Annotated in this window: 24 protein-coding genes and 1 pseudogene; 10 read left to right on the forward strand and 15 right to left on the reverse strand. The window is 69.3% G+C overall.

Features of this window, described 5'->3' with window-relative positions; translation table 11 throughout:
* Positions 1-69: 69 nt before the first annotated feature.
* Complete coding sequence (locus tag CLT68_RS26220; protein ID WP_099854923.1) at positions 70-2,550, reverse strand: M14 family metallopeptidase; 2,481 nt, start codon at positions 2,548-2,550, stop codon at positions 70-72.
* A gap of 282 nt (positions 2,551-2,832) precedes the next feature.
* On the opposite strand from CLT68_RS26220, the gene CLT68_RS26225 reads away from it, so the two are divergent.
* Together CLT68_RS26225 and CLT68_RS26230 are read left to right on the forward strand one after the other, a co-directional pair.
* Positions 2,833-3,576 (forward strand): SDR family oxidoreductase, encoded by a 744-nt coding sequence (locus CLT68_RS26225; protein WP_099854925.1) that lies wholly within the window; start codon positions 2,833-2,835, stop codon positions 3,574-3,576.
* A gap of 132 nt (positions 3,577-3,708) precedes the next feature.
* Positions 3,709-4,794, forward strand: a complete 1,086-nt coding sequence (locus tag CLT68_RS26230; protein ID WP_099854927.1) for a hypothetical protein — start codon at positions 3,709-3,711, stop codon at positions 4,792-4,794.
* Positions 4,795-4,874: 80 nt separating this feature from the next.
* Here CLT68_RS26230 and CLT68_RS26235 read toward each other — a convergent pair whose 3' ends face one another.
* Positions 4,875-5,219 (reverse strand): DUF1801 domain-containing protein, encoded by a 345-nt coding sequence (locus CLT68_RS26235; RefSeq protein ID WP_099857657.1) that lies wholly within the window; start codon positions 5,217-5,219, stop codon positions 4,875-4,877.
* 244 nt (positions 5,220-5,463) lie between these two features.
* On the opposite strand from CLT68_RS26235, the gene CLT68_RS26240 reads away from it, so the two are divergent.
* Positions 5,464-6,699, forward strand: a complete 1,236-nt coding sequence (locus CLT68_RS26240; RefSeq protein ID WP_486482329.1) for an MFS transporter — start codon at positions 5,464-5,466, stop codon at positions 6,697-6,699.
* 362 nt (positions 6,700-7,061) lie between these two features.
* Positions 7,062-7,580 carry a polyketide cyclase gene (locus tag CLT68_RS26245; protein ID WP_099854931.1) on the forward strand — a complete coding sequence of 173 codons (519 nt, stop codon included), beginning with the start codon at positions 7,062-7,064 and terminating at the stop codon, positions 7,578-7,580.
* Positions 7,581-7,707: 127 nt separating this feature from the next.
* On the opposite strand, the gene CLT68_RS26250 is transcribed toward CLT68_RS26245, so the two are convergent.
* Positions 7,708-8,061 carry an aldo/keto reductase gene (locus tag CLT68_RS26250; RefSeq protein ID WP_486482461.1) on the reverse strand — a complete coding sequence of 118 codons (354 nt, stop codon included), beginning with the start codon at positions 8,059-8,061 and terminating at the stop codon, positions 7,708-7,710.
* A gap of 8 nt (positions 8,062-8,069) precedes the next feature.
* Here CLT68_RS26250 and CLT68_RS26255 point away from each other — a divergent pair, with 8 nt between their 5' ends.
* A complete protein-coding gene (locus CLT68_RS26255) occupies positions 8,070-8,624 on the forward strand; it encodes a TetR/AcrR family transcriptional regulator (protein WP_099854933.1) in 555 nt (184 codons plus the stop codon).
* Between the two features lie 123 nt (positions 8,625-8,747).
* Here CLT68_RS26255 and CLT68_RS26260 read toward each other — a convergent pair whose 3' ends face one another.
* On the reverse strand, positions 8,748-9,155 hold the full coding sequence (locus CLT68_RS26260) for a nitroreductase family deazaflavin-dependent oxidoreductase (RefSeq protein WP_099854935.1): 408 nt from the start codon (positions 9,153-9,155) through the stop codon (positions 8,748-8,750).
* Positions 9,156-9,376: 221 nt separating this feature from the next.
* Between CLT68_RS26260 and CLT68_RS26265 the strand changes: the two genes are divergently transcribed.
* Entirely contained in the window at positions 9,377-10,018 is a 642-nt protein-coding gene (locus tag CLT68_RS26265; RefSeq protein WP_099854937.1) for a DUF4291 domain-containing protein, read from the forward strand.
* Positions 10,019-10,065: 47 nt separating this feature from the next.
* On the opposite strand, the gene CLT68_RS26270 is transcribed toward CLT68_RS26265, so the two are convergent.
* From CLT68_RS26270 to CLT68_RS26280, 3 genes and pseudogenes are all read right to left on the reverse strand, one after another.
* The gene (locus CLT68_RS26270; protein ID WP_199177151.1) at positions 10,066-10,458 is read right to left on the reverse strand and encodes a hypothetical protein; all 393 of its coding nucleotides are present in this window, start codon (positions 10,456-10,458) and stop codon (positions 10,066-10,068) included.
* A gap of 156 nt (positions 10,459-10,614) precedes the next feature.
* Positions 10,615-11,844, reverse strand: a complete 1,230-nt coding sequence (locus tag CLT68_RS26275; RefSeq protein WP_099854939.1) for a hypothetical protein — start codon at positions 11,842-11,844, stop codon at positions 10,615-10,617.
* Between the two features lie 101 nt (positions 11,845-11,945).
* Positions 11,946-12,158: pseudogene (locus CLT68_RS26280) on the reverse strand (VOC family protein); the annotation flags it as partial.
* Between the two features lie 18 nt (positions 12,159-12,176).
* Between CLT68_RS26280 and CLT68_RS26285 the strand changes: the two are divergent.
* Positions 12,177-12,338: a LuxR C-terminal-related transcriptional regulator gene (locus CLT68_RS26285; protein ID WP_433549909.1), complete on the forward strand. Its 162-nt coding sequence runs from the start codon at positions 12,177-12,179 to the stop codon at positions 12,336-12,338.
* Positions 12,339-12,432: 94 nt separating this feature from the next.
* Here the strand turns inward: CLT68_RS26285 and CLT68_RS26290 are convergent, their stop codons facing one another.
* The gene (locus CLT68_RS26290) at positions 12,433-14,121 is read right to left on the reverse strand and encodes a cellulose binding domain-containing protein (protein WP_099854941.1); all 1,689 of its coding nucleotides are present in this window, start codon (positions 14,119-14,121) and stop codon (positions 12,433-12,435) included.
* Between the two features lie 432 nt (positions 14,122-14,553).
* Between CLT68_RS26290 and CLT68_RS26295 the strand changes: the two genes are divergently transcribed.
* Positions 14,554-15,261: an SDR family oxidoreductase gene (locus CLT68_RS26295; RefSeq protein WP_099854944.1), complete on the forward strand. Its 708-nt coding sequence runs from the start codon at positions 14,554-14,556 to the stop codon at positions 15,259-15,261.
* 24 nt (positions 15,262-15,285) lie between these two features.
* Here CLT68_RS26295 and CLT68_RS26300 read toward each other — a convergent pair whose 3' ends face one another.
* Complete coding sequence (locus tag CLT68_RS26300; protein ID WP_099857661.1) at positions 15,286-15,654, reverse strand: MerR family transcriptional regulator; 369 nt, start codon at positions 15,652-15,654, stop codon at positions 15,286-15,288.
* Positions 15,655-15,746: 92 nt separating this feature from the next.
* Complete coding sequence (locus tag CLT68_RS26305) at positions 15,747-16,949, reverse strand: low temperature requirement protein A (protein ID WP_099854946.1); 1,203 nt, start codon at positions 16,947-16,949, stop codon at positions 15,747-15,749.
* A 217-nt stretch (positions 16,950-17,166) separates the two neighbouring features.
* Between CLT68_RS26305 and CLT68_RS26310 the strand changes: the two genes are divergently transcribed.
* Positions 17,167-17,760 carry a hypothetical protein gene (locus CLT68_RS26310; RefSeq protein WP_088948936.1) on the forward strand — a complete coding sequence of 198 codons (594 nt, stop codon included), beginning with the start codon at positions 17,167-17,169 and terminating at the stop codon, positions 17,758-17,760.
* Between the two features lie 95 nt (positions 17,761-17,855).
* Here CLT68_RS26310 and CLT68_RS26315 read toward each other — a convergent pair whose 3' ends face one another.
* The 5 genes from CLT68_RS26315 to murQ all read right to left on the reverse strand — a co-directional run bounded on the left by CLT68_RS26315 (position 17,856) and on the right by murQ (position 22,034).
* Complete coding sequence (locus CLT68_RS26315) at positions 17,856-18,620, reverse strand: class I SAM-dependent methyltransferase (protein ID WP_199177152.1); 765 nt, start codon at positions 18,618-18,620, stop codon at positions 17,856-17,858.
* A gap of 28 nt (positions 18,621-18,648) precedes the next feature.
* Positions 18,649-19,056, reverse strand: coding sequence for a helix-turn-helix domain-containing protein (locus CLT68_RS26320; RefSeq protein WP_099854951.1), 408 nt, complete (start codon positions 19,054-19,056; stop codon positions 18,649-18,651).
* A 156-nt stretch (positions 19,057-19,212) separates the two neighbouring features.
* Entirely contained in the window at positions 19,213-20,313 is a 1,101-nt protein-coding gene (locus CLT68_RS26325) for a Gfo/Idh/MocA family protein (RefSeq protein ID WP_099854953.1), read from the reverse strand.
* Entirely contained in the window at positions 20,283-20,993 is a 711-nt protein-coding gene (locus CLT68_RS26330) for a ThuA domain-containing protein (RefSeq protein WP_099854955.1), read from the reverse strand. The genes CLT68_RS26325 and CLT68_RS26330 overlap by 31 nt, the downstream gene beginning before the upstream one ends.
* A 147-nt stretch (positions 20,994-21,140) precedes the next feature.
* Positions 21,141-22,034: an N-acetylmuramic acid 6-phosphate etherase gene (murQ, locus tag CLT68_RS26335; RefSeq protein ID WP_099857663.1), complete on the reverse strand. Its 894-nt coding sequence runs from the start codon at positions 22,032-22,034 to the stop codon at positions 21,141-21,143.
* 257 nt (positions 22,035-22,291) lie between these two features.
* Between murQ and CLT68_RS26340 the strand changes: the two genes are divergently transcribed.
* Positions 22,292-23,488: an anhydro-N-acetylmuramic acid kinase gene (locus tag CLT68_RS26340; protein WP_099857665.1), complete on the forward strand. Its 1,197-nt coding sequence runs from the start codon at positions 22,292-22,294 to the stop codon at positions 23,486-23,488.

The raw sequence follows: 23,488 nt of genomic DNA on the forward strand, positions 1-23,488 counted from the left end.
CCATCCCCGTCGTCGCCCCGCCGGCGCGGTTGGACCACACCGACGGGGCAACGATCCTCGGGAAGGGCGCTACTTCTTGGCGATGGTGATCGTCGCCGTGCGGTAGTTGTTGCGCTTGTCCGCCTTCGTCGGGTCGTAGTTCTTCTCGATGTTGCCGGCGCTGTCGACCGAGAACCAGCGGAACGTCGTCGTCTCGGTCACGTGGAACACCTGCCCCGGCTCGCGGAACTCGGTGGCCGCGTAGCGGGGCGATTCAAGCGTGGGCCGGCTGCCGTCGGTCGTGTAGTAGATGGTGGCCGGCTCGCTGGTCTCGAAGCGCACGTCGACGGGCCCGCGGTACTTCCCGTCGCCGGGGATCAGCCGGGACGTCGGATCCTTCTTGTCCTTGCCCCAGTCCGCCGCGACCCGGAACATCTCCATGATGCCGTTGGCGTACTCCATCGTTTCGGCGTGGCCACTGACCAGCTCCGGGTTTCCCGTCCACTCGGGTTGGAACGAACCGCCCTGCCAGTTGCCGGTGGCGGGGTTGTAGACGGAGCCGCCGACCTCCCAGCCGAACGCGTAGATGCCGTAGGTGTAGTACAGGTCCTCGCGCACGTTGCCCGCTGAGGAGTAGAGGACGTCCGACGAGCCGCCGACGTTCTCCGGCGTGACGACGGTTTCCCGGTGCGCCTTGACCTGCGACAGGATCCGAGCGGCCGACTGCCAGTAGAACGCCTCGTCACCCAGCGGCGGGCGCGGCGTGGTGATCCGTCCGTCCGCGATGTAGGCGCCGGGCTGCCAGAACAGCTGACCGCCGTTGGAGTGCACCGACATCATGAACTTGATGTTCGAGTACTTCTCGACCAGCCAGATGATGTTCTTCGACTCGGGCTCGGACAGCTCCTCCGGCCCCTGGTAGGTGCCACTGACGCAGTTGGTCGACCCTCCCGCGTAGCCGTCGTGGCCCGACCCGACCCGGTAGTTCCGGTTCAGGTCGACGCCCCACGAGTTCCGCTGCGCCGGATCGGCGCTGGCGTCCGGGCAGTGGTTCGTCATGTTCTTACGCTGCGAGGCGAAGTTGTAGAAGCTGTAGTTCGCCCCGTCGGGGTTGTTGGACAGGATGAAGAAGATGTCGGTGTTCTCGACGATCTTCTTCGTCTCCCGGTCCGACCGGTAGTTGTGCACCAGGCGCTCGGCCGACTCCAGGCTGGTCGTCGCCGGCACCCACTCGCGGGCGTGGTCCTGCGCCTGGATCAGGACACCAGGCTTCTTGCCGTCACGGTGCTTGCCGATCCGCAGGACCGGGATCGTCGCCGGGCCTCGCGGCACCTCACCCTCCGGTGCTCCGACGCGCTTCTGGTCCAGGAAGTCGGTCAGCGCGACCGGGCCGGCCGTCGGCGCGACGATGCCGCTGCCCTCGTTGGTGCGGTACGGGTGCGCCCGGTCGATGAGGCCCGCGGACCGGGTCCGCAGTGCGTCCGCCACCTGGGTGGCCGTACTCGTCGGCGCCCCGGCGGCGTCCGTGGCGAGCAGGACGCGAACCGCCTTGCCCGTGACCTCCACCGCGAGCGGGAGGTTCGCGTCGGGCCGGTCCACGAACTCCACTGTGATGTCGTTGCCGCCCTCGTGGCCCCACGCCGCGGAGGTGGCGACGACCGCCGCCTGCCCGGTGCCGCCGAGCTGAGCCTGCGCCTTGCGCTGGTACCCGTTGGTCTGGTTCGGCAGGTAGACGATCTCGGCGATGTCCGGGTACTGGCGGGCGATCTCCTTGGCGCGACTGTAGAGCTGCTGCGGGTGCTTGTAGCCGTCCACGAAGTCCGACTTGTAGGACGGGTTCGCCGTCAGCGGCGGCGGGGCGTTCTCCAACCAGTTCGAGACCACGCCGGTGGTGACCCCACCAGTGGAGCTCGTCACCTGGATCCTGGTCGGGCGGGTGTCGAGCTTGAACAGGTTCCGGTGGAACATGTACTGCCCGGAGTCGACGAACCGGCTCATCGTCCGGGCGAAGCCGAACGGGGTGCCCTTGCCCGAGTCGTTCTCGACCTGCATCCCGACGATCGGGTCCGCCTGCTGACCCTCGGTGGTCCGCGCCTCGACGTACAGGAAGCCCTGGCCCTTGGTGGTGAACCAGTCGGCGCGGGCGATGCGTACCGTCGCCTGGTGGTTCGACGGCTGGACAGCCCGCGCGCCGGCGGCGTCGACGCCGATGCCGCCGTCGGCCTGGTCGCTCCAGGCGAAGCCCGCGTCGTCGGCGAGCACCTCGACGCCCATCGCCGTGAGTTCGGTGACCTGCTCGGCGGTCACCACCGCCTCGCCTTCGATGCCGGTTGGCACGCGTCGGAGGCCGTGCTCAAGGTCGAAGCCGGCAGCGGCCACCTTGTCCAGCATGTCGGCGCCGGTCAGCCTGATCTGTACGAGGCGTACCGACTCGCGATCCTCAGATTGGGATCGGCTGGTGGCGGCTGACGGCCCGGTGGGATCGGCGCCCGCAGGCCCGGTCGCCACGAGGATGCTACCCACCAGGGCGGGCAGCGCCAGAAGCGCGATGCGCCGTTGTATGTGCCGCATTCCCCCTCCTTCTACTTACGACGGATGGTTGAGGTGGTGGCAGGACTCCGTGCTCGTCGACGATCGTCGTTGCGAGAAGGACGGGAGGACGGGAGCCGGCTGGGTCCGGTGAGCGTATGTGCGTTTGCGGCCGCAGTGGATCGCCTCGATCGAATTTGAGCATTCCTTGAGGCGATCAACACCGTGGATGGCGCGACCGCGTCCACGGTGGCCGTGCCTGCCACGAACGCGACGTCCGATCACCGCCAGACGGTCGATCCTCTGTCCAGCAGGCTTGCTCTCATGAACAACGCACTTGACGGCAAGGTAGCTCTGGTGACCGGCGGTGGACGTGGCATTGGTGCCGCGGTGGCGATGCGCCTGGCCAGGGAGGGTGCCGATGTGGCGCTGACGTACCAGCAGAATCAGCATCGCGCGGACGAGGTGGTGGACCAGATCAAGGCCGCGGGACGGCGGGCCGTCGCCATCCGGGCGGACAGCTCCGACACGGCGGCGGTGGTAGCCGCAGTCGACCGGGTCGCCGGCGAGCTGGGTCGGTTGGACATCCTGGTCAACAACGCCGGCGCGTTCCTGCTCGGACCGCTGGAGCAGTTGACCCTGGAGCAGTTCGAACAGACCGTCGCGGTCAATGTCCGGGCACCGTTCGTCGCCGCACAGGCTGCGGTACGCCACATGCCGGCCGGCGGGCGGATCATCAACATCGGCAGCAACGTGGCCGAACGGGCCGTCTTCCCGGGCTTCTCGCTGTACGCGATGAGCAAGACCGCACTGATCGGTCTGACCAAGGCGCTCGGACGCGAACTCGGCGACCGGGCGATCACCGTGAACCTGGTGAATCCGGGGGCCACCGACACCGAACTGAACCCGGCGGACGGCCCCAACGCCGACACGATCAGGGGGTTCACCGCCCTCGGCCACTATGCCGAGCCAAGTGACGTGGCTGCCGCTGTGGCATTCCTCGCCAGCCCGGACGGCCGTTACATCACCGGGGCGACGGTCAACGTCGACGGCGGCTTCACCATCTGACCGTCGACTCGCCGTCGCGCGGCCCGCCCGGTGGCGGAGACCCGACACCGGAGCGCGAGGTAGCCGACTGTGACCAATGCATCACTGCGCGCACACTCCTCATCGACATGTTCCCGTCGACTGGAGGAACACATGCGTCTCCGATCGTTCGTCACCGCCGCGCTGGCCGCCATACTGGCGGCCAGCGCGCTCGCGCCAGTGACCCCGGCAGCGGCGGCCACCGCCGACCGCTGGGGTTTCGCGTACGTCAAGGACCCCACAGTGCCGGTCTGGACCGTGCTGGACACCAGCCGGCAGTGGGGTAGCTGGAAGACCGCGTTCCCCGCCGCGTGGGCCGACGGTGTCAAGCTCGCGCCCGGCCGGTTCCAGGTCCGTTTCCCGCAGGTGGGGGCCAGCTCGCGCGGGGTGCCGCACGTGACCCCGGTAAACCGGACCGGGCACTACTGCGAGGTGGTCCGCTGGTTCCAGTCCGGCGCCGACGAGATCGTCGACGTGCAGTGCCACAAGCCCGGCGGCACGCGCGAGGACACCCCGTTCACAGTGCTCTGGACGACCAGCTCCGGCGTGCTGCCGGCCGGCACCTCCCACGCGTACGCGCAGTGGGGCGGCGGCGTGGTGGTGCAGTCGTACAACTCCACCGGCGTGGCGAACACCGTCGGCCCGCTGGGCGTCGGCCAGTATCTGGTGCGGCTGCCCGGGGTGGGTCTGGCCGGGCTGCTCGCCGGCAACGTGCAGGTCACCGCGGTGCAGCCGAACGCCGGCCCTCGCCGGTGCAAGGTCTACTCCTGGAACGCGGTCGGCACCGACGTGCAGGTGTACGTCTTCTGCTATAACCAGGCCGGTGCGCTCACCAACACCGACTTCGCCCTCTCGTACCACCGCCGCCGGCCGGTGATCGGCTCCCTCGGCCCGCCGTCGTACTTCGGTTACCTGGGTACCGCCGTGGGTGGGCCCACCAACGACAACTCGGTGGTTGGTGTCGGAGCGAACACGGTGGCACCGCTGGCCCCCGCCGGCCGCTACCTGGCGACCTTCCCGCAGATCGGCATCAAGGAGACCCACGCCCAGGTGGTCGCGCAGGGTGCGGGTAGCAACTACTGCCACCTCACCCAACCCTGGACGTACACCACCAACGCCGACGTCGACGTGATCTGCTTCGACAACGCTGGCGTGGTCACCCCGCACCGGTTCCTGGCCACCTTCACCTCGCGGCTCTGACGCCGCCGGCACCGGCGGTGGCAGCCCTCAGGCCACCGCCGGTGACCGCGTCCGTCACGGCCGCGCGGAGGTGTACGCAGCTACAGGGCGGCCGTGGTCTCTTTGAGGATGCCGGCAAGCGCGTCGTAGTCGACGGTCTGCCCGTCCTTGATGTCGACGGCTTTGCGTTCACCCTTGCCCAGGGGTCGGAGGAAACCCTTGACCTCGGGAACGTCCGTCGCGTTGAACACCATGAAGGAGATCTTGTCCTTGGCCACCGAGATGACGGCCGCGTAGTGCCCGTTCTTGAGGTAGTGCGGCTTGCCGTACTGCAGTCGCTCCTCGACATCAGGAATGGTCTGGACGACCATCGCGCGCAGCTTCTCGCACACGTCGATCTGCCACGGCTGCGTCTTGTTGATGTACTGGGTGACGTCGTCACTCATGGCCATCTCCTTATTGTCGTTGCCAAAGGATGGTCGACCCGCGACGCTTCACCCGCAGCCCGACCCGACCTGATCCGGTCGCCCCCGGAGCCGCCCCTGCCCGGGCAGGATCGTACGACGAATCCGCACCTCGGAGGGGCCCCGTGACCCTGGGATGTCGGCCCCGCCGCACCGGTCGGGTGCAGCGGCTTCGGAGCCCTGGATTACGGTGACCAGGAAAGGTGGGTGGATCATGGTGCCGCAGGTGTCACCGCGAAGGGCCTGGGCCGTGCTCGTCGCACTCTCCCTCGCGGCGTTCGCGTTCATCACGACCGAGCTGCTGCCCGTTGGGCTGCTGACCCACATCGCGCCCGACCTCGACCGGTCCCGCTCGCAGGTGGGTCTGCTCGTCAGCGGGTACGCCATCGTGGTCGTGCTGGCGTCCGTGCCGCTGGCCCGGCTGACCCAGCGGATACCCCGACGCCAACTGCTCGGCGTCACGATGCTCCTGTTCGCCGCCGCGAACGCCCTGGCCGCGCTCGCGTCGACGTACGCGGTGCTGGCCGGCTCCCGCGTCGTGACGGCGCTCGCCCAGGCGCTGTTCTGGTCCATCGCCACGGCGACCGTGACCGGCCCCTTCCCGGCCGCGGTGCGCGGCCGGGTGGTCGCGCTGTTCGCGACCGGAGCGACGCTCGCCCCCGTGCTCGGCGTACCCCTCGGCACCTGGCTCGGGCAACAGGCCGGCTGGCGTACGGCGTTCGGGGCGCTGGCCGGAGTCGGGCTGGCGATCGCCGTCGCGGTGTTCATCCTCCTTCCCTCCTATCCCCCGGCTGCTGGCGGCGCCGCCCGTGGCACCGCACCCGACGGGCGGCGCTTCGTCCTCCTGCTGGTCGCGACCGCCCTCGGCATCGGCGGCTTCATGACCCTGCAGACCTACGTCACACCGTTCCTGCTCGACGTCACCGGCTTCGCCGACTCGGTGCTGGCACCACTGCTGTTCGTCTCCGGCGCAGCCGGCGTCATCGGCACCCTGGCCGCCGCCCGCACCCTGGACAGCCGGCCGACCGCCTCCCTGCTGACACCGCTGAGCATCGGCACGGCCTCCCTGTTCGGCCTGTACGCGCTCGGCGCGCTCCGACCCGGCGTGGTCGCACTCCTCGCCGGCGTCGGCCTGGCCTACGCGGCGTTCGGCTCCGCCGTGCAGAGCCGCATGCTGCAACTGGCCCCGGGCAGCACCGACATGGCGTCAGCCGGCGTCAGCACCGCCTTCAACGCCGGCATCGCCGGCGGATCGCTGCTCGGCGGCGGCCTCCTGCCCACCCTCGGGCCACGCCCGCTGGCGCTCGCCGGCGGGCTGCTGACGCTGGCCGCCTTCGCGTTGCTCGCCGTGGACGCGTGGCGGAGCCGCGCCGTCGGGTCAGCGTCGGCCTCCACCCTTGGCAGCCCAGCGACCGCGCGAGAGATCACGCCGGCTCGGACGGGAACGGCGTTGCACGACTGACAGTGACGCGGGGTGCTACCTCCAAGACGTCGTTGATGGCGTTCGCGAGTTGACGAGTGGGCATCCCCGGCGCGAGGTGCAACGCAACTGTCGCCTGTTCTGCGGCCGACTCCGGCAGCCAGATGTCGGCGAACCCCCGAAGCGGGTCACCCCATTCAAGGGAGAGGTCGGGGGCCGTGCTGCCGTCACCGTGGACGGAGGCCCAGGCGACATTGCCGACATACAGCCGCTGCTGCGGAGTCCAGGTTCGTCCGACACAGCCCAGGCGTGCGGAGAGATCAGCGGAATTCACCTCAGCAGTCCGCCAGATGGGCCTTGTTCAGGTCAAGCTCAGGCGCGCGGCTATGACGGACCATAGGTGAATGATCGGTGACCGGTGGGGCGTGACCGACAGCGAGACGCTGCGTACCTATCCCTGTGACGATCTCGTCGTCGCACCCGCCCTACAAGCCTGGCGCGGAGTGTCGATCGCAGTGCCCGCCGCAGCAGTGTGGCCGTGGGTAGCCCAACTGAGGCTTGCGCCCTACTCGTACGACTGGATCGACAACCGCGGCCGGCGCTCACCTCGACAGTTGCAGGGCCTACCCGAGCCTCAGGTCGGAGAAGCGTTCACCACCGCCAGCGGACGAAAGTTGGGCAGGATCGTCTCGGTCGACCCCGGCAAACAGCTGACGAGCACCATCATGGGCGCCTTCATGTCCTACGTCCTTGTGCCTCAGGGGCACGACACGACGCGCTTGCTGCTCAAAGTCGTCATGCGGACGACCCGCTGGGCCGCACCCGGCCTGTCCATCGGCGACCTGGTCATGGCTCGACGACAGTTGCTGAACCTGAAGGAACTGGCCGAGCACGGCCAGCACCACGGACCCGCCACGAAATGAGCTCGGGCGAACGTTGATCGACAATCCCGGTCCGGTGCTGCGCGTCGCCCGCCCCGCATTCTGGGACACGCGGATCGCGGCAGATCCGTACGCCTGATGTTGTCCTGCAGTAATTGTGTCTTGGTGATCAGGCGGCGCCACGCTCGCTGACCGGCCGGCGGCGCAGGTTCGGGTTCAGCAGGGCCGGGGGCAGATAGGCCTGGTCGAGCCGGGTGACATCGGTGCCGGGCGCGACGATCTCGTCGATCTGGTCGAGGATCTCGTCGGTGAACGTGACGTCGACGCCCGCGAGCAGGTTGTCGAGGTGCTCCATCGTGCGCGGGCCGAGGATTGCGCTGGTCACGCCTGGGTGTGCGATGGCGAATGCCATGGCGAGGTGGGTCAACGGCATGCCTGCCTCGTCGGCGAGCGGGATGAGTTGTTCGACGACGTCGATCCGACGCTCGTCGGTGAGGTGCTTGGAGAAGCGGGCACGGCGCAGGTCGCCGGATGCGCACCGACGCGCGCCGCAACATCGAGTCCCTGCTCGATGCGGCGAAGACGGTCTTCAGCACCGCCGGCGTCGACGCCCCCGCCAAAGAGATCACCGATCTGGCCGGCGTCGGTGTCGGCACTCTCTACCGGCACTTCCCGCAGCGCTCGGACCTGATCAAGGCCGTCATCGAGCGCGAGATCGACGCCTGCGCCGACGCGGCCCCGGCGCTGGCCGCGGCACACGAGCCGGGGGTCGCCCTCGCGAAGTGGCTCGACCGGTTCACCGCGTTCGTCGCGACCAAACGCGGGTTTGCCGCGGCCCTGCACTCCGGCGATCCGGCGTTCGACGGCCTGCCCGGATATCTCATGCAGAAGCTAGGACCGGCCCTCGAGTCCTTGCTCGAAGCCGCGACAGCCAACGGCGAGGTCCAGGCCCGGATCAGTGCCCAGGACCTGCTGTACGCCGTTGCGAAACTCTGCGCGCCCATGCCGAACGAGGAACCCGACTACGGCCGGCGCATGGTCGCGCTCCTCGTCGACGGACTACGGTCCGGCGAATCCCCAGAGTGAAATATTCACCCTGGGTCGGCGACGCGTGGAGCGGGACGCACTCATCTCGGAGCCATGAGCGAATACGCGCCGGATCAGCGGCGCGCCCCCAACCGCCTGGCAATGGGGTTGCACCGTCTCTGCCTACGGCGCAGGTTCCAGTACGACGACCGGGATCTGGCGGGTGGTCTTCCGCTCATAGTCGGCGAAGCCTGGATAGGCGGCCTTCTGCGCGCTCCAAATCCGTTCCCGCTCGTCGCCGGCGGCAACTCTGGCGACCAACTCGACCTTGTCCGTACCGATCTCCGCTTGGGCCTGCGGGTGAGCGAGCAGGTTGTAGTACCAGTCGGGATTGGTGGGCGCACCGCCCTTGGACGCGAACACGGCGTAGCCGCCGTCCACCTTCTGGTACATCATCGGGTTCACGCGAGGCTGGCCGCTCTTGGCGCCGACCGTGTGCAACAGCAGCAGCGGCGCGCCAGCGAACTGACCGCCGACCTGCCCATCGTTGCCGCGAAACTCAGCGATGATCTTGTCGTTCCAGTCGCTCATGCCTCTCCTCGCCTCCACGAACCGACTCCTTGAACACGATTCTGACAGTCCCGGCCGGGGCGTGACACTGCGACCACGCACCAACGAACCCGGCGACGACAATGCACAGCGCTCGGTTCGCGGCGGATGCGGTTGCAGCCGCAGGTTCATTTCGGCCTGGTGCTGGGCTGGGTACGGAATCTCGATGGCGCAGTCGAGTCCCGATCGGTGACGATCAAGCCGTGTCCGTTCCCGCCCGTCAGATCCGCGCCCGCTACTCAGCCGACACCATCACCGTGTACCAGGCGTATCCCCCGCAGATCGCGCTGGCGGCGGTGGCAGCCGGCCGTTTCGTGGCCCCCTTCAAGCGGGACCGAATGACGTGGATCAAGCCGTCGTTCCTGTGGATGATGTACCGCTGCGGCTGGGCCATCAAGCCAGGGCAAGAGCGCGTGCTGTCCATCGACATTGCGCGGGAGGGATTTGAGTGGGCGCTGGCACGAGCCAGCCTGAGCCACTACGACCGAGACCTGCACGGCGACAAGGCGACCTGGACCCGGCAGCTGAAGGCCAGTCCCGTACGAGCGCAGTGGGATCCGGAACGATCACTGCATTTGAAGGTACTGCCGTACCGGTCGCTGCAGGTCGGGTTGTCCGGCGAGGCAGTCGGTCGATACGTTGACGACTGGATCGTGACCGTCACGGACATCACCCCCACCGTTCACCGCGTGAGGGATCTCCTGCGTAGCGGCGACGAACAGGCTGCGACGGCTCACCTGCCCGTCGAACGTGTCTACCCGCTGCCGGCTCAGATCGCCGCCGGCCTTGACGCCAGCCCGGACGTCGTCGCCGAAGAGGTGGCCGAGCAACAGCATGCACATTGACGGTCGCGGCACGCCAGCGCGCCCCGCTCGGCGCCGTGCGCGGGTGCTCATCGACCGGGGGCGAAGAGGTCCTCGCCGCTGATCACGAAGCACCCGAACATGTCGCCGAGGACCGCTCGTTGGTGTTCCGTGAGCGGGTTTACGAACACGGCAACACCGACCTCTGCGGCCCGGCACGCTTGCGCGACTTCGCGCGCTTTGCCCGGGCTAAGCAGTGTCCGCCGCGACAACGGCAACGCCATCTTGGCCGCGCCGCCGTGCGAGACACCCCGCCGCTGAATGTGTCGGCCCACTACCCGCCCGCCATGGACCTCCACCGAAGCCGCCAGCACATCAAGCTTTGCGCCGAAGTCTTTATCCTTTGCCGAGAACAGGCCCACGAGCGCCACGCCGGTGCCCGCCAGCACGGAGGTCAGTGACTCGGTCGGATATTGCCGCACGAGGGCATGGTGTCAGACGCCACACAGGCACCCGCTCATCGGCTAGATCCGGGCGGCGACCCGTGACGGCTTTCGTCTCGGTGGCGTGCACGGTCAGCGACAAGATTCGCGGCCTGTACTGGCCGAGGAACGGCATCCGATGGGTCAGCCTTTGCCTCATCGGTCGACGATCGGAAAAGCCCGCCGCACTTCCGCCAGGAACTCGGTCCGCCGAGCGGCGTAGGTTGTGACCGCCGCCCACAGCGCCTCCAGCGCAGCCTGCAGCGGATCCGACTCGCCAGCGGCCAGGAGCGCCGGCAGTGCCATCGCGACCGGGTCCACCGGGGCGTCGAGAAACCCGCGGAGCGGATCAGTCAGGCCCTGACCCGCCGGCCGCAGCGAGACCACGGAGAACGTGACGGCCGGCTCACCCACGATGCGCGTCCGCAGCGCTGACATGTCGGCGAATTCGGCGGGTAGTGGCACACCCCGATCCAGCGCCGTCCACGCCGGCGTCATCCAGTCGAGGTCCGCGATGCCGGCGACGGCGAACGCCTGCCGCGCCGCCCAGATCGCGATCTGTCGTTGAACGACGGCGTCGGCCTCGGCCACCCCGTCGACCAGGGCCCTGTCCAGCAGGGCGATGCCATAGACGTTGCCGCGCACGCGCCGGAGCCGCTCACTCGGCGGCCGGCCGCCCCAGCGCCGCAACTCATTCCGCTTGCGGTACTCCTCGTCGCGACGTTCCTGCTCCACCCGCTTGAGCATCTCAGCCTCGACCTGCTCCGACAGGGTCGGCGGGGGCGGCAACGCGCGCGCCCAGGCGTGCCAGTAGGCGGCGCCGCCGCTGGTCTGGCGCAGGATCGCGTCGGCGCGCGTCACGCCGTCACCCGGGTCGCCGCCCGTTGCGTCCTCCGGCCAGAAGCACAGCAGGTAGCGGTCCGGCCGCTGATCCATGTAGGTGTAGTCGTCCTCGGCAAGCTCGTCGGGGTCGTGACCGCCGAACGGGTCGTGCCCCTCATCCATGCCCATGGCGCAGTACCGCACGCGGTAGACCGGCAACCGGCTGGTGTCCGGCCCGTCGGAGGTCAGCGGCAGCTTGGCGAGCGAACCGTCACCCCACGGGACCAGGTCGACCACAGCGGCCCTCGGCTCGAACGACACCTCCACCACCTCCTCCCACTCCTCCCCTGCCGCCGGCGGCTCGACGTCGTGCAACTCCACAGTGAACTGGACCTGCCCGGAGTGCGTACCGGTCATCAGGAACAGCGTGCCCGGCTTACCGCCCCCGCAGAGGCCATTCGCCTGCCCGGCGAACGCCCCGGCCATGTCGTCTGGCAGCTCACGACTCGTCACGTAGATCTGCCCGTAGGCGACCGGAGCCTTGCCGTCGAAGAGAACGCGCATCGACCGATCCTGCCATCGACCGACGGACGCCCGCTGTCCCCACGAGCGGCAGACAGGTCGACGATCGCCTGTGCGGCGGCGTCGCGCTCCCGGATGTGGTGCTATTCGCGGGCGATCCAGGTGGCGACGCACGCCTCGTTGCCTTCGGCGTCGGCCAGGACCCACCACCTCGGCGCATGTGCGTCGGAGACGAGGTGGCCGCCTGCGGCCAGGGCGGCGGCGATGCGTGCCTCAGCCTGGTCGTGGGGAACGGCGACGTCGAGGTGCATGCGGTTGCGCTCTGAGCGCACCGTGTCCATCTGCTGCAACCCGAGACCCGGGCCTTGCACCACATGGCGCAGGGGCACACCAACGCCACCATCGCCGAGCGCCTCCACGTGTCACAGAGCGCTGTCGAGAAGCATGTCAACACCATCTTCGACAAGCTCGGGTTGCTACACGTGACCGGTTACAGCCGCCGGGTCCTGGCGATCCTGCGCTACCTCGGATCCTGAGCGCCCAGGGTCGCCCGGAAAGTCATTCCGGTGGGGCGTGCGGATGCGTTCGCTCGATCACACCCACACGCCCCACCGACGGTGAGAAGACGCCTCAGAGGGTGAACACGAGCGTGGAGATGCTGCGTGGACCGACGTTGATGGTGGCCTGACCTCCGTTCACGGTGGTCGGCTGGCTGGCCGCGTTGGCGGTCTGCGAGGTGAGGAAGTGCTCGGCCTTGCTGACGTTCTGCGGGGCCTGGACCACGGCGTTGTTGACCGCGTTGTTCGACCGGTTGAGGATGACCAGGCTGATCTTCCCGTCACCCTGGTAGGCGGTCACCTCCAGCGGCGACGCCTTGGAGCTCTTCATCAGGGCGACGCGCTGGTAGCCCGGGCGGACGTACTTGGCGTACTGCGAGAACGCGTAGCCGCGCTTGAGCGGGGCGCCCGCGACGGTGCCGTACGCGGCTTCGCCGTCACCGATGAACGAGTAGTAACGCTTGCCGTACCACCAGATGTAGGCGTTCCAGTTGGCCTCCATCGACTTGTGCACAGTGCGCATGATGTCGTCGAGCGTCTCGTTCCAGACCGCCGCGTTGCCGGGGTTGCCCCAGATGTTGGAGCCGCCGCCGTCGGCGGCGTGCAGGTTCCACTCGGTCATCCACACCGGCTTGTTGTGCTGCTCGGCAAGGGTGTACGGCTTGAGCCGGCCGGCGTCCTCGGTGCCGTACAGGTGGCCACCGACGTAACCGATGTTGTTGCGGGCGGTCGCGTCGTTGAGGGTTGGATCGGTGTAGCTGTAGTTCAGGTTCACCGCCTCGGCGACCATCAGTTTGGTGTTCTGCACCTTTGTGCCCTGGTCGCGGACGAAGGTGCGCAGCTCCGTGCCGCTCCAGTCCATCGAGTCGTAGTCCGGGTGCCAGTCCGGTTCGTTCTGCACCGAGGTGACGTCGATCGGCACGCCCTGGCCGCGCATGTACTGGACGTAGCTGTTCAGGTGGTTGGCGTAGTCGTCGTAGTAGTCGGTCTTCAGTTTGCCGCCGTTGACCCGGCTGTTGTTGGTCTTCCACGCCGCCGGCGCGGTCCACGGTGAGGCGAGGATCTTCACGTTGGACCCGGCGGTCTTCGCCGTCTTCAGGGAGTTCACGTGTGTCGCCCACTCGCTGGACACCGGTGACAGACCGGTACGCACGATGGACAGACCCAACTGGTTGGCGCCCATCCCGACCAGTGTCTGCGTCTCCGTCGTGGACCATGCGCTGCCCCAGATGGACTGGGCGGCCCCGAACCCGTCGACGGTCTGGTATCTGGTCGCGCTGTTCACCGTGATGTCCGCCGGCCCGTTCGGGGGTGGGGTCGTCGGCGGCGGGGTGGTGGGCGTCGTGCCACCGGTGCAGGCCACCCCGTTCAACGCGAAGTTGGTCGGATCAGGGTTGCTGCCGGTCCACGAGCCGTTGAAGCCGAACGACACCGTCCCGTTGGTCGCGATGCCCCCGTTGTAGCTGACGTTCTTGGCGGTGACTGTGGCGCCGCTCTGGGTCAACGTCGTGTTCCACGCCTGCGTGACGGTCTGTCCGGCGTCGTAGGACCAGGTCAGCGCCCAACTCGACACCGCGTCACCGACGTTGGTGATCGTGACGTTGGCCCCGAAGCCACCCTGCCACTGCGACGACACGCCGTAGGTCACCGAACAGCCGGCGGCTGCTGCCCCTGCCGGCACCGCCAAGGCGACAGCTGTCGATGCCAGCAGCATGGCGCTGGCCGACATCAACGCGGTTCTGATCACTCTGGGTCTTCTCATCGATCATTCTCCTGGATCGGGGGGACACTGATCCGTCGCCGTCGGGCCACGCCGCCACCGCAGCCAGGTCAGCGGTGCAGAGCATCGTTAGCGTTAACAAGCGCCGCCCGCCGTGCCCGCGGCTGAGTCATGTCGATGCACTGCTGGCGCCCGAGCTCCCGACGGCACGCCACCTACGCCCACATCGACTCTGGTAGATGAGCACTGCGTCCGTCAAGCTGCGACGACGAGCTTTCGCGAAAGTTTCCGAACGTCCCTCGCCCCAAGGCGCTCCCCGGCACAACCCGGCCGCCAAATGTTGTCGTGAACATTCGGGCCGGGCCGAGGGTGACCGAGGTCACCGACCAAGACCTTGAATCTGACACCAATGACAGGTTCTAGCGTTTCGGTGGCGGCGCACCTGGCGTCGCCCCGCCACCGAAGGAGTTCATCGTGCAGATCCAGGGTTCCATCGCTCTCGTGACCGGCTCGAACCGCGGCATCGGACGGGAGTACGTCGCGCAGCTCCTCGACCGGGGCGCGGCGAAGGTCTACGCGACGTCCCGCAACGGTCAGTCCGTGGACCTGCCGGGTGCCGTACCGCTGTCTCTTGAACTCACCGACCCCGCCGCCGTCCGCGCGGCGGCCGAGGTCGCGGCTGATGTGACGGTGCTGATCAACAACGCCGGCGTCGACTCCCATGTCGACCTGGTGGCCGGCGACCTCGACGCCGTCCGTCGCGACATGGAGGTCAACTATTTCGGCACCCTCTCCGTGGTGCGAGCGTTTGCCCCGGTGCTGGCCCGCAACGGCGGCGGCGCGATCGTCAACGTCCTCTCGGCGCTGTCCTGGTTCTCCTGGCCCGGGGAGGGGGCGTACGCGGCCGCGAAGGCGGCGGCCTGGTCGCTGACCAACAGCATCCGCCTGGAACTCGCGGCACAGGGCACGCACGTCACCGGCGTCCACGTGGGCGCGGTGGACACCGACTTCAGCGCGAGCTACGACGGCGCGAAGATCGACCCGGCGGACGTCGCTCGGGCCACCCTCGACGGCCTGGCGTCAGACGCCCTGGAGGTCCTCGTCGACACGTGGAGCGCCGACATCAAGGCCGCGCTGGCTCGCGACCCACGCGACTTCTACTCCCAGCTCTCCGCGGCCTGACGGTCCGCGGGCGGGCGGCCCGGGTCAGGTGCGGGCGAGCACCGCGCGGTGGGCGCGGTTGGCAGCGATCAGCTCGTCGAGCACCCCGCGGGTGTGGACCAGGTCCTCGATGTGCCGATCGAGCCGGTCGCGCTCGTGGCGCATGCGATCCACTGCAGCCTCGGAGGTGTCCTCACTCGGCGAGTCGACACACGGCAGCAGGTCGACGATCGTCCGGCTGCTCAGCCCGGCGGCGAACAGACGCTGGATGAGGACGACGCGCTCGACCTGACTCTCGCTGTAGCGGCGGTGGCCTCTGGGGCTGCGAAGGCTGGTGAGCAACCCCTGCTCCTCGTAGTAGCGCAGCGATCGCACGCTCACCCCGGCACGGGCGGCGAGTTCGCCGATCCGGATGCTGGCCGTCATCGCTACCCCCACAGCGCACCTGACATGGATGTCAGATTCAGTGTATCCATCGCCTCGCGGTTACCTGAGGGCCAGCGTGATCAGCGTTCGAAACGGTGTGGGTGCGGCCGTTCGGGAGGGTTTTTCCTGGCGCGCATCGTGTCGGAAATGGCAATGCCGCCGAGGACGACGACGGCGGTGACGGCCGCGGCCAGTGGCGGCAGGAGCACCATGGCCGGCGCGGCGCCGAGGAGCACCAGCGCGCCGACTATCCGGGAGCGGGATACCCGGTCGAACACGGCGTGTTCGGCGAGGGATCGCCCGCTCAGGAACAGTATCGGTCCGCCGAGGATGACGAAGATCCACGCCGTTTCGGTGTGTCCGAACGGGTGATCGATCACGATTTCGTACCCGACGGCGACGGCGACGATGCCAGCCACCATGAGTACGTGGGCGAGGAACGCCTCCCGGACGAGGCGGGCGGGCCCGACGGAGACTCTGATCGCCTCGGGTAACAACTGGCCCGCCTTGAAAAGGTAGACCCGAAACAGCAGCACCGTCGTGATGAATGAGACCGCGAAGGCCACCGCGGCCCCGCCCTGCCGAAAGGATGTGTCGCTGTAGGCCGATCCTGTCGTCAGAATCAACTCACCGAGGGCGATGATGAAGAACTGTCGGTAGCGCTCGGAAAGATATTCGGCCAGGACGGGCCACTGTCGTTGGGCGGGGCGGGTCCATGGCGCGGGATAGAACAGCAGCAGTGCGGCGCAGTCGATGGCCAGCGCCAGCGTCCACAACAACCCACGCGCCGAACCCGACACGATGGCGCCAGCGAGCCACGGCACGGCGGAGATCGCGAACCAGAGGAACACCCCAGCCGCTCGACGCTGGGCCTCGTGGCCGCGCAGCGCCGGCACGATGACCAGCCCACGAACGATGTGGACGGCAACGTACGCGCCAGCGAAGGCCAGGCTCCGGTCGCCGAACGCCTGCGGCACCGCGACCGCCATTATCAGTGCGCCGAGCATGGCCGTGTAGACCAACAACTGAAGCTGCGGCCGCTGCGGATCGTAGAGATCGGTGACCCATGCCGTGACCAACCAGAGCACCAGGAAAGCCAGCAGCAACAGCAGCGTCTCCCCGGCTTCGACAAGGACCACTCGCCGCTCGGTGAGGTCCTCGACCAGTCGGTGGGAGACCCGGTTGAGGGCAAAGATGAACACCAGGTCGAAGAAGAGTTCCAGAAGACTCGGTCGCTGCGGTTGCCCCGGCTTACGCAGCAGCTCTGCTGCCCTTGTCGGCATGGGCCGCCCGTTTCTGCCGGCTTCGCCTATCTGGGTATTGGTACCACGCCGGGCGGCTCGTCGAGTTGATACCGAACGATTGCCAACGTGACATTCGCCGGATTCCCATGGGCGAGGGAGCAGCTACCCCCTCGCAGGGGATCGCTTCCGTTCCCAGATGGCCGACCGTGGAGGTAACACAGAGCCGCGGCACCCCGGCCGGATCGGGAGGACGACCATGCGCAAGACACTCGGATGGGGCATCGCGGCAGCGGCCATGCTGGTTGTGGCGGCGACGCCGGCCGGGGCCGCGAGCCACAGGCCGGCCCAGGTGACCGGATCGGCGGAGTTCGTGCTGCCGTACGGGCAGGACAGCGACGTGCGATCGTTCGCCTTCGACGCCCGGTCGGTGCCCTACAGCCGCCCGATCCCGCTGCCGGGCGGGGAGAAGGGTTCTCCCGCAGACGCCACGGGCACGGTGCGGGTCGCGCACTGGCTGGCCACGGAGAACATCACCGTCCGCTTCGAGGCGGCGGTCGACTGCATGATCACCAGCCCGGGTCATGCGACGGTGACCGGCGTGGTCATCCGCGCTGACGAGAAGGCGAGCGACTTCCTCGGCCAGCGGGTCGGTTTCAGCGTGCAGGACGGCGGCCGTGGCCGCGACCGGGTCGGCTTCACCTGGTCGGCCAGCGCCGACCAGAACGAGGCAGGCCAGTGGGGTCCGGCCCGGGTCGGCACCTGCCTCGCGCCGGCGGCGTTCGCCACTGTGACTCGCGGCAACTACACGGTGCGGCACGCCGAGCTGACCGCGCCGCCCGAGGGCCACTGACCACCACAGCGCTGTGACAGAACCACGGCGGGGCGGAGATCGCCCCGCCGTGGTGCGCACGCACCCCGCGACGGACGGACTTCCGGCGATGCCGGTCAGCGACGAGCCGTGACGATCCAGGCGCGCGAGTCGAAGTACACGCCGCCGTCGGTGTGATGGGCGTCGAGGGTGGTGCGCAGCCGCGTACGGGCCCGCTCGGCGGCCGTGGCGTCCAGGTTGGCGAGCAGATCCTTGAATTCCCACAGACGGAACACCGCATCGAAGGCGGTGGCGCTGTCCGGACCGTAGTAGACGGGTACGTGCACGTCGGTGAAGTCGACGTCCGCGAAGCCGGCCGCCACCAGGAGGTCTTTGGTGACGGTCTGGTCGGCGAGGGAGAACGGGTTCGGACCGCCGCGCGTGGCTGGCTCGTCGGTGAAGGTCCGGCGGATCGCGGTGGCCCATTCGTTGCGGTCGCGGTCCTGCCACACCAGCAGCACCAGGCGCGCGCCGGGGCGCAGCGCGCTGCCGATGTTGGTGAACGCGGCGGCCGGGTCGGCGAAGAACATCGTTCCGAACCTGCTGATGCAGAGGTCGAAATGCGTCGGTGGGAAGCGGTGCTCCTGGGCGTCCGCCTGTTGGAAGGTGACGTTCGACAAGCCCTCGTCGTCGCTGAGCTGACGGGCCCGTTCGAGCATCGACCCGGAGATGTCGACGCCTGTCGCGCTTCCGTTCACCGCCGCGCGGGCGGCGTCGCGGGTGGACTGGCCGGTGCCACAGCCGATGTCGAGCACACGGTCGTGAGAGCCGACACGGGCAGCGGCGCGAAAGAGTTCGTTGTGCAGGCGCAGTTCAGCGTCGTAGTCGAACAGGTCGGACATCACCGTCACCGGGTCCTCTCGATGCCTGTCAGCTGGCCCGGGACGACCTTCGGTGCCCGAGGCGGCGTAAGGCGGCCAGAATGTGCTCTCGTTCGGCGGCGGTGGTGCGGGGATCGACCAGTCGGTCCCGGACGGCCACGAAGAGCGCCTCCGCCGCCGGCACCTCCGGCGCCGGTGTGTCGTACGACAGCGGGGTGAGAGCGCGCAGGGCGGCGCCGAGCGGGAGGTCCAGGGCCGCGCAGAACGCCCGCACCTTGGGAAGCTCCGGATGGTGCTGCCAGTCACCGGACAGCCATCGGAAGACGGTGGAGCGACCGACGCCGCTACGAGCCGCCACTTCCGTGATGGACCAGCCACGCTCGTCGCTGGCGGCGTCGACAGCACCGCGTACGAACCGAGCGAACGCGTCCTGCGCGGCCCGTCGGGTGTCACCCATGTCCCGGCCGTCGCCTCCCCCGCAGTCGACACCCGGCGGGGCCGGTGCGTCGTGGTGCGTCCGCTTCCCTCCGCGGACGTGTCGCATCATCGCCACAGTAATCGATCTCAATCGAGCTGACCGGGACCTCACACCGGCCGTCATCGCGGAACGCCTTTACGCGTTCCAGGCCTCGACCGGGGTGAGCGGCACCGGTTCGGGCCGCTCGGCCACCGTCGTCAGCTCGATCCGCCGTCCCTCGGCGGCCGACCGGAGCAGGGTGGTCATCGTTTCGAGGACGTGCAGCGCGACGTCGCCGCCCGCCCGTGGCGGACGCTGACCGTCGGCCCTGACCAGGTCGATCAGGCCGATGCCTCGGGAGGCCTGGGCGTAACCGGCGCGGGGTTCGAGGACGCGCCACCCGGTGCCGCCGAGCGCGAACAGGCGGACCTCACCGTCGAAGTAGTTCGGATCCGGCACGGCGAGCGTGCCGGTCTCCCCGTGCACCTCGATCGGTGCGGCCGTCGTCGCGACGCCGTCGAAGCTCGTCGTGATGGTGGAGAGAGCGCCGTTGGTGTGCTCCAGCACGCCGTTGACGTGGGTGTCCACCTCCACCGGAACCCGCTGGCCGGTGCGTGGGCCCGAACCGATGACGCGCTCGGCGCGCAGGCGGCTGGCGGCTCCGACCACCGCGCGCACCGGGCCGAGCAGGTGGATGAGCGCCGAGATGTAGTACGGCCCCATGTCCAGCAACGGGCCGCCGCCCGGGGCGTAGTAGAAGTCGGGGTTGGGGTGCCAGCGCTCGTGCCCCGCCGTGACCATGACCGCCGACGCGGACAGCGGGCGTCCGATGAGCCCGCCGTCGATCGCCGCCCGCGCTGTCTGCGTACCCGTGCCCAGGACGGTGTCCGGCGCGCACCCGACGCGGACGCCGGCCGACGCGGCCCGTTCGATGATCGAGCGGCCGTCCGGGAACGTCACGGCGAGCGGCTTCTCGACATACACGTTCTTGCCCGCCTCGATCGCGCCGAGCGAGATGTCGGCGTGTGCCGCGGGGATCGTGAGGTTGAGTACCGTCCGCACGTCCGGGCGGGCGAGCAGGCGCTCGACGCTCAACGCCTCGGCCCCGGGAATCGTGGCGGCGACCGCGGCCGACCGGGAGGCGTCGAGGTCGGCCAGTGCGGCGATGCTCACCGCGGGGTGGTTGGCGAGCGTGTCCAGGTAGGCGCGGGAGATGAACCCGAGCCCTACGACGCCGACGCGGTGCGGGTCGCCCACACCATCCCCCTCTCGATGACGGTACGGACACCCGCGTGCTCCAGCACGTCGAGGCTGTGCCCCGGGGTCGTCACGACGATGCGCCCGGCACCCCAGAGCCGGGTCCAGATCGCCGGCGAGGTGACCGGGCGGTGCCACGGGTGCCACGCCCGCGTCGGGTGGGTGGTGACGGCGAGTATGTCGATCAGGTCGTCGTGCAGCACCCAGTACTGCTCGGTGACCAGGTCGAAGTCCTCGATGCCCGCGGTGATGGGATGCTCCCGGCCGAGGTCGGTGATGCGCACCGTGTGCGGCAGGAAGTTGTCCTCCGGGCCACCGTGGCGCTCACACGGCTCCTTGCCCGGATGGGTCGCGAACTGCCCGCCCACCAGTTGGAGGTAGTCGGACGACGCGCGGAACGAGTCCACGATGCCGCCGTGCCAGCCGGTGAAGCCCGTGCCGGCGACGACCGCCGCGCTGAGACCCGCCAGCTGGTCCGAGGTGATCTGCGACATCGTCACGCACTGCACGACGAGGTCGGTGTCGGCCATCTCGGCGGCATCGGCGTAGATCTCCGTCGACTCCTCGACCCGTACGGCGTAGCCGCTGCGTTCGAGGAAGGGGAGGAACGACTCCGTCGCCTCGACCGGTTGGTGCCCCTCCCAGCCACCTCGGACCACCAGTGCTCTGCGCTGCGTCACAGTCGCTCCCTCCCCCGGCCCGTCGCCACCGGGCTGGCCGCTCCCGCCCCGGTGACGAGCCGCCGATTCGCGTGCCTTGCGGGCACCGAAACCGTACTCGGAGGACACCACTGAGGACAGTGGCCGGGTGCCGCCTGCCGCAGTGGCTCAGGCCGCTACGGCCGCCCGGACGTCGTCGTCGGCGGCGCGCAGCCGTGCGGCGGCCTCCTCGGCGGTGCAGTGCGCGAGCAGCAGCACGATGGCCGTCTTGGCGTGCCCGTGTGCCGCCGCGAGCGCCTGCGTGGCGGTGTCGAGATCGGTGTGGGCGGCTTCGGCGACGATCCGACGCGCCCGGTCGACGAGCTTCTCGTTGGTGGCGTTCATGTCCACCATCAGGTTGCCGTAGACCTTGCCGAGCCGGGCCATCGTGGCGGTCGAGAGCATGTTGCAGACCAGCTTCTCGGCGGTGCCGGCCTTGAGGCGGGTGGAGCCGGTGAGGACCTCGGGGCCGGTGGGCACCTCGATGGCGACGTCGGCGTGCCGGCTGATCACCGCGTCGGAGTTGCAGGCGACGGAGACAGTCGTCGCGCCGAGCGCGCGGGCGTGGGCCAACCCGCCGACCACATACGGGGTGCGGCCGCTGGCGGCCAGCCCGACCACCGTGTCGCGGGCGGTCAGGCCGACCGCGTCGAGGTCGGCGACGGCACCGGCCGGGTCGTCCTCGGCGCCCTCGACGGCGACACCGAAGGCTCCGGCCCCGCCGGCGAGCAGGCCGAGAACCCGGTCGGGCGGCGTACCGAAGGTGGGTGGGCACTCGACGGCGTCGAGCATGCCGATCCGGCCGCTGGTGCCGGCACCGAGATAGATGAGTCGCCCGCCCTGTCGGAGCGACGCCACGACGACGTCGACGGCGGCCGCGATGTCCGGCACGGCCCGGCGGACGGCCTCCGCGACCGAGCGGTCCTCGTCGTTCATCGCGAGGAGCAGCTCGGTGGGGGACATCTGGTCGAGGTCGCTGGTGCGGTCGTTGCGAGTCTCGGTGCCGAGGGTGCTGAGGTCCACGGGGTGGTCGTTCCTCTCGCTGGTGAACACATCGCCGGCCGACGGGAGGCGGCCCACCGGCGCGCGTTCCCCATATCAGCAGGCTGGAGGCTCAGCGTAGCCAGCCCGGGCCCGCTCTGGCAAAAAGTTTCGCGTTACTCTCGACTAACGTCGCTTATTGACAACCGCTGGTACGAAGCGAGCCGTGCGTCAACTCGACATAGCTCGACGACGAATCGACGGCAGCGCCCGGCGGGCCGGGCATGAAGGAGGACGTGATGCGCGTGATCGGCCTGATGTCCGGGACCTCCTACGACGGCATCGAAGCCGCCTCGGCCGAGTTCGACCTGAGCGGCGACACCCTGCGGATGCGAATGCTGGGCCGGCTCAGCCACCCGTACCCCGACCGGCTGCGCGCCCAGATCGCCGCCGCCCTGCCGCCCGCGGCGACCAGCACCGAGGCGATCTGCGTGTTGGACACCGGCGTCGGCCAGGCCTTCGCCGAGGCCGGCGTGCGGGCTCTCGCGGAGCTGTGCGACGGTCAGGCCGACCTGGTCGTCTCGCACGGCCAGACGATGCACCACTGGGTCGAGGCCGGCGTGGTCCGGGGCACGCTCCAACTGGGTCAGCCGGCCTGGATCGCGGAGGCCACCGGCCTTCCGGTCGTGGCCGACCTGCGCAGCCGCGACGTCGCCGCCGGCGGTCAGGGCGCTCCCCTGGTCGCCCTCTTCGACGCCCTGCTGCTGGGTGGCCTGCCCGGCGTCCCCGCCGCGCTGAACCTGGGCGGCATCGCCAACATCACCATCGTCGCGCCCGACGCGGAGCCCCTCGCGTTCGACACCGGGCCGGCGAACGCGCTCCTCGACGCCGCCGCCCGCCACTTCAGCGGGGGCACCGAGGAGTACGACCGGGACGGGCGCGGGGCTGCCGCCGGGCAGGTGGACCCGGTCCTGCTGCGGCGGCTGCTCGACGAGCCGTACTACCGGCTGCCCGGCCCGAAGAGCACCGGCAAGGAGCTGTTCCACCTTCCCTACCTGCTCGCCGCCCTCGCCGACGCGCCCACGCCGGATCCGCAGGACGTGCTGGCCACGCTCACCCGCCTGACCGCGGTCACGGTGGCCGGGGCCTGCCGCGACCATGGCGTCACCCGGCTGATCGTCTCCGGCGGCGGCGCACGCAACCCGACGCTGATGCGCATGATCGCCGAGGAGCTGCCGGGCGTCGACCTGACTTCCAGCGACGACATGGGTGTCGCGTCGGACGCCAAGGAGGCGCTGGCCTTCGCGCTTCTGGGCTACCTGACGGTGCACGGGCTGCCCGGCGCCCTACCGTCGGGCACCGGCGCGCGGCACGCCTCCGTGCTCGGCAGCATCACCCCCGGCCGGCAGCCGCTGCGGTTGCCGGCGCCAGTCGACACCGCTCCCCGCCGCCTGCTGATCGCCGGCCGTCCCGCCGTGCCACCGGTGGCCGGCTGA

The organism is Micromonospora sp. CNZ299, assembly GCF_002754415.1.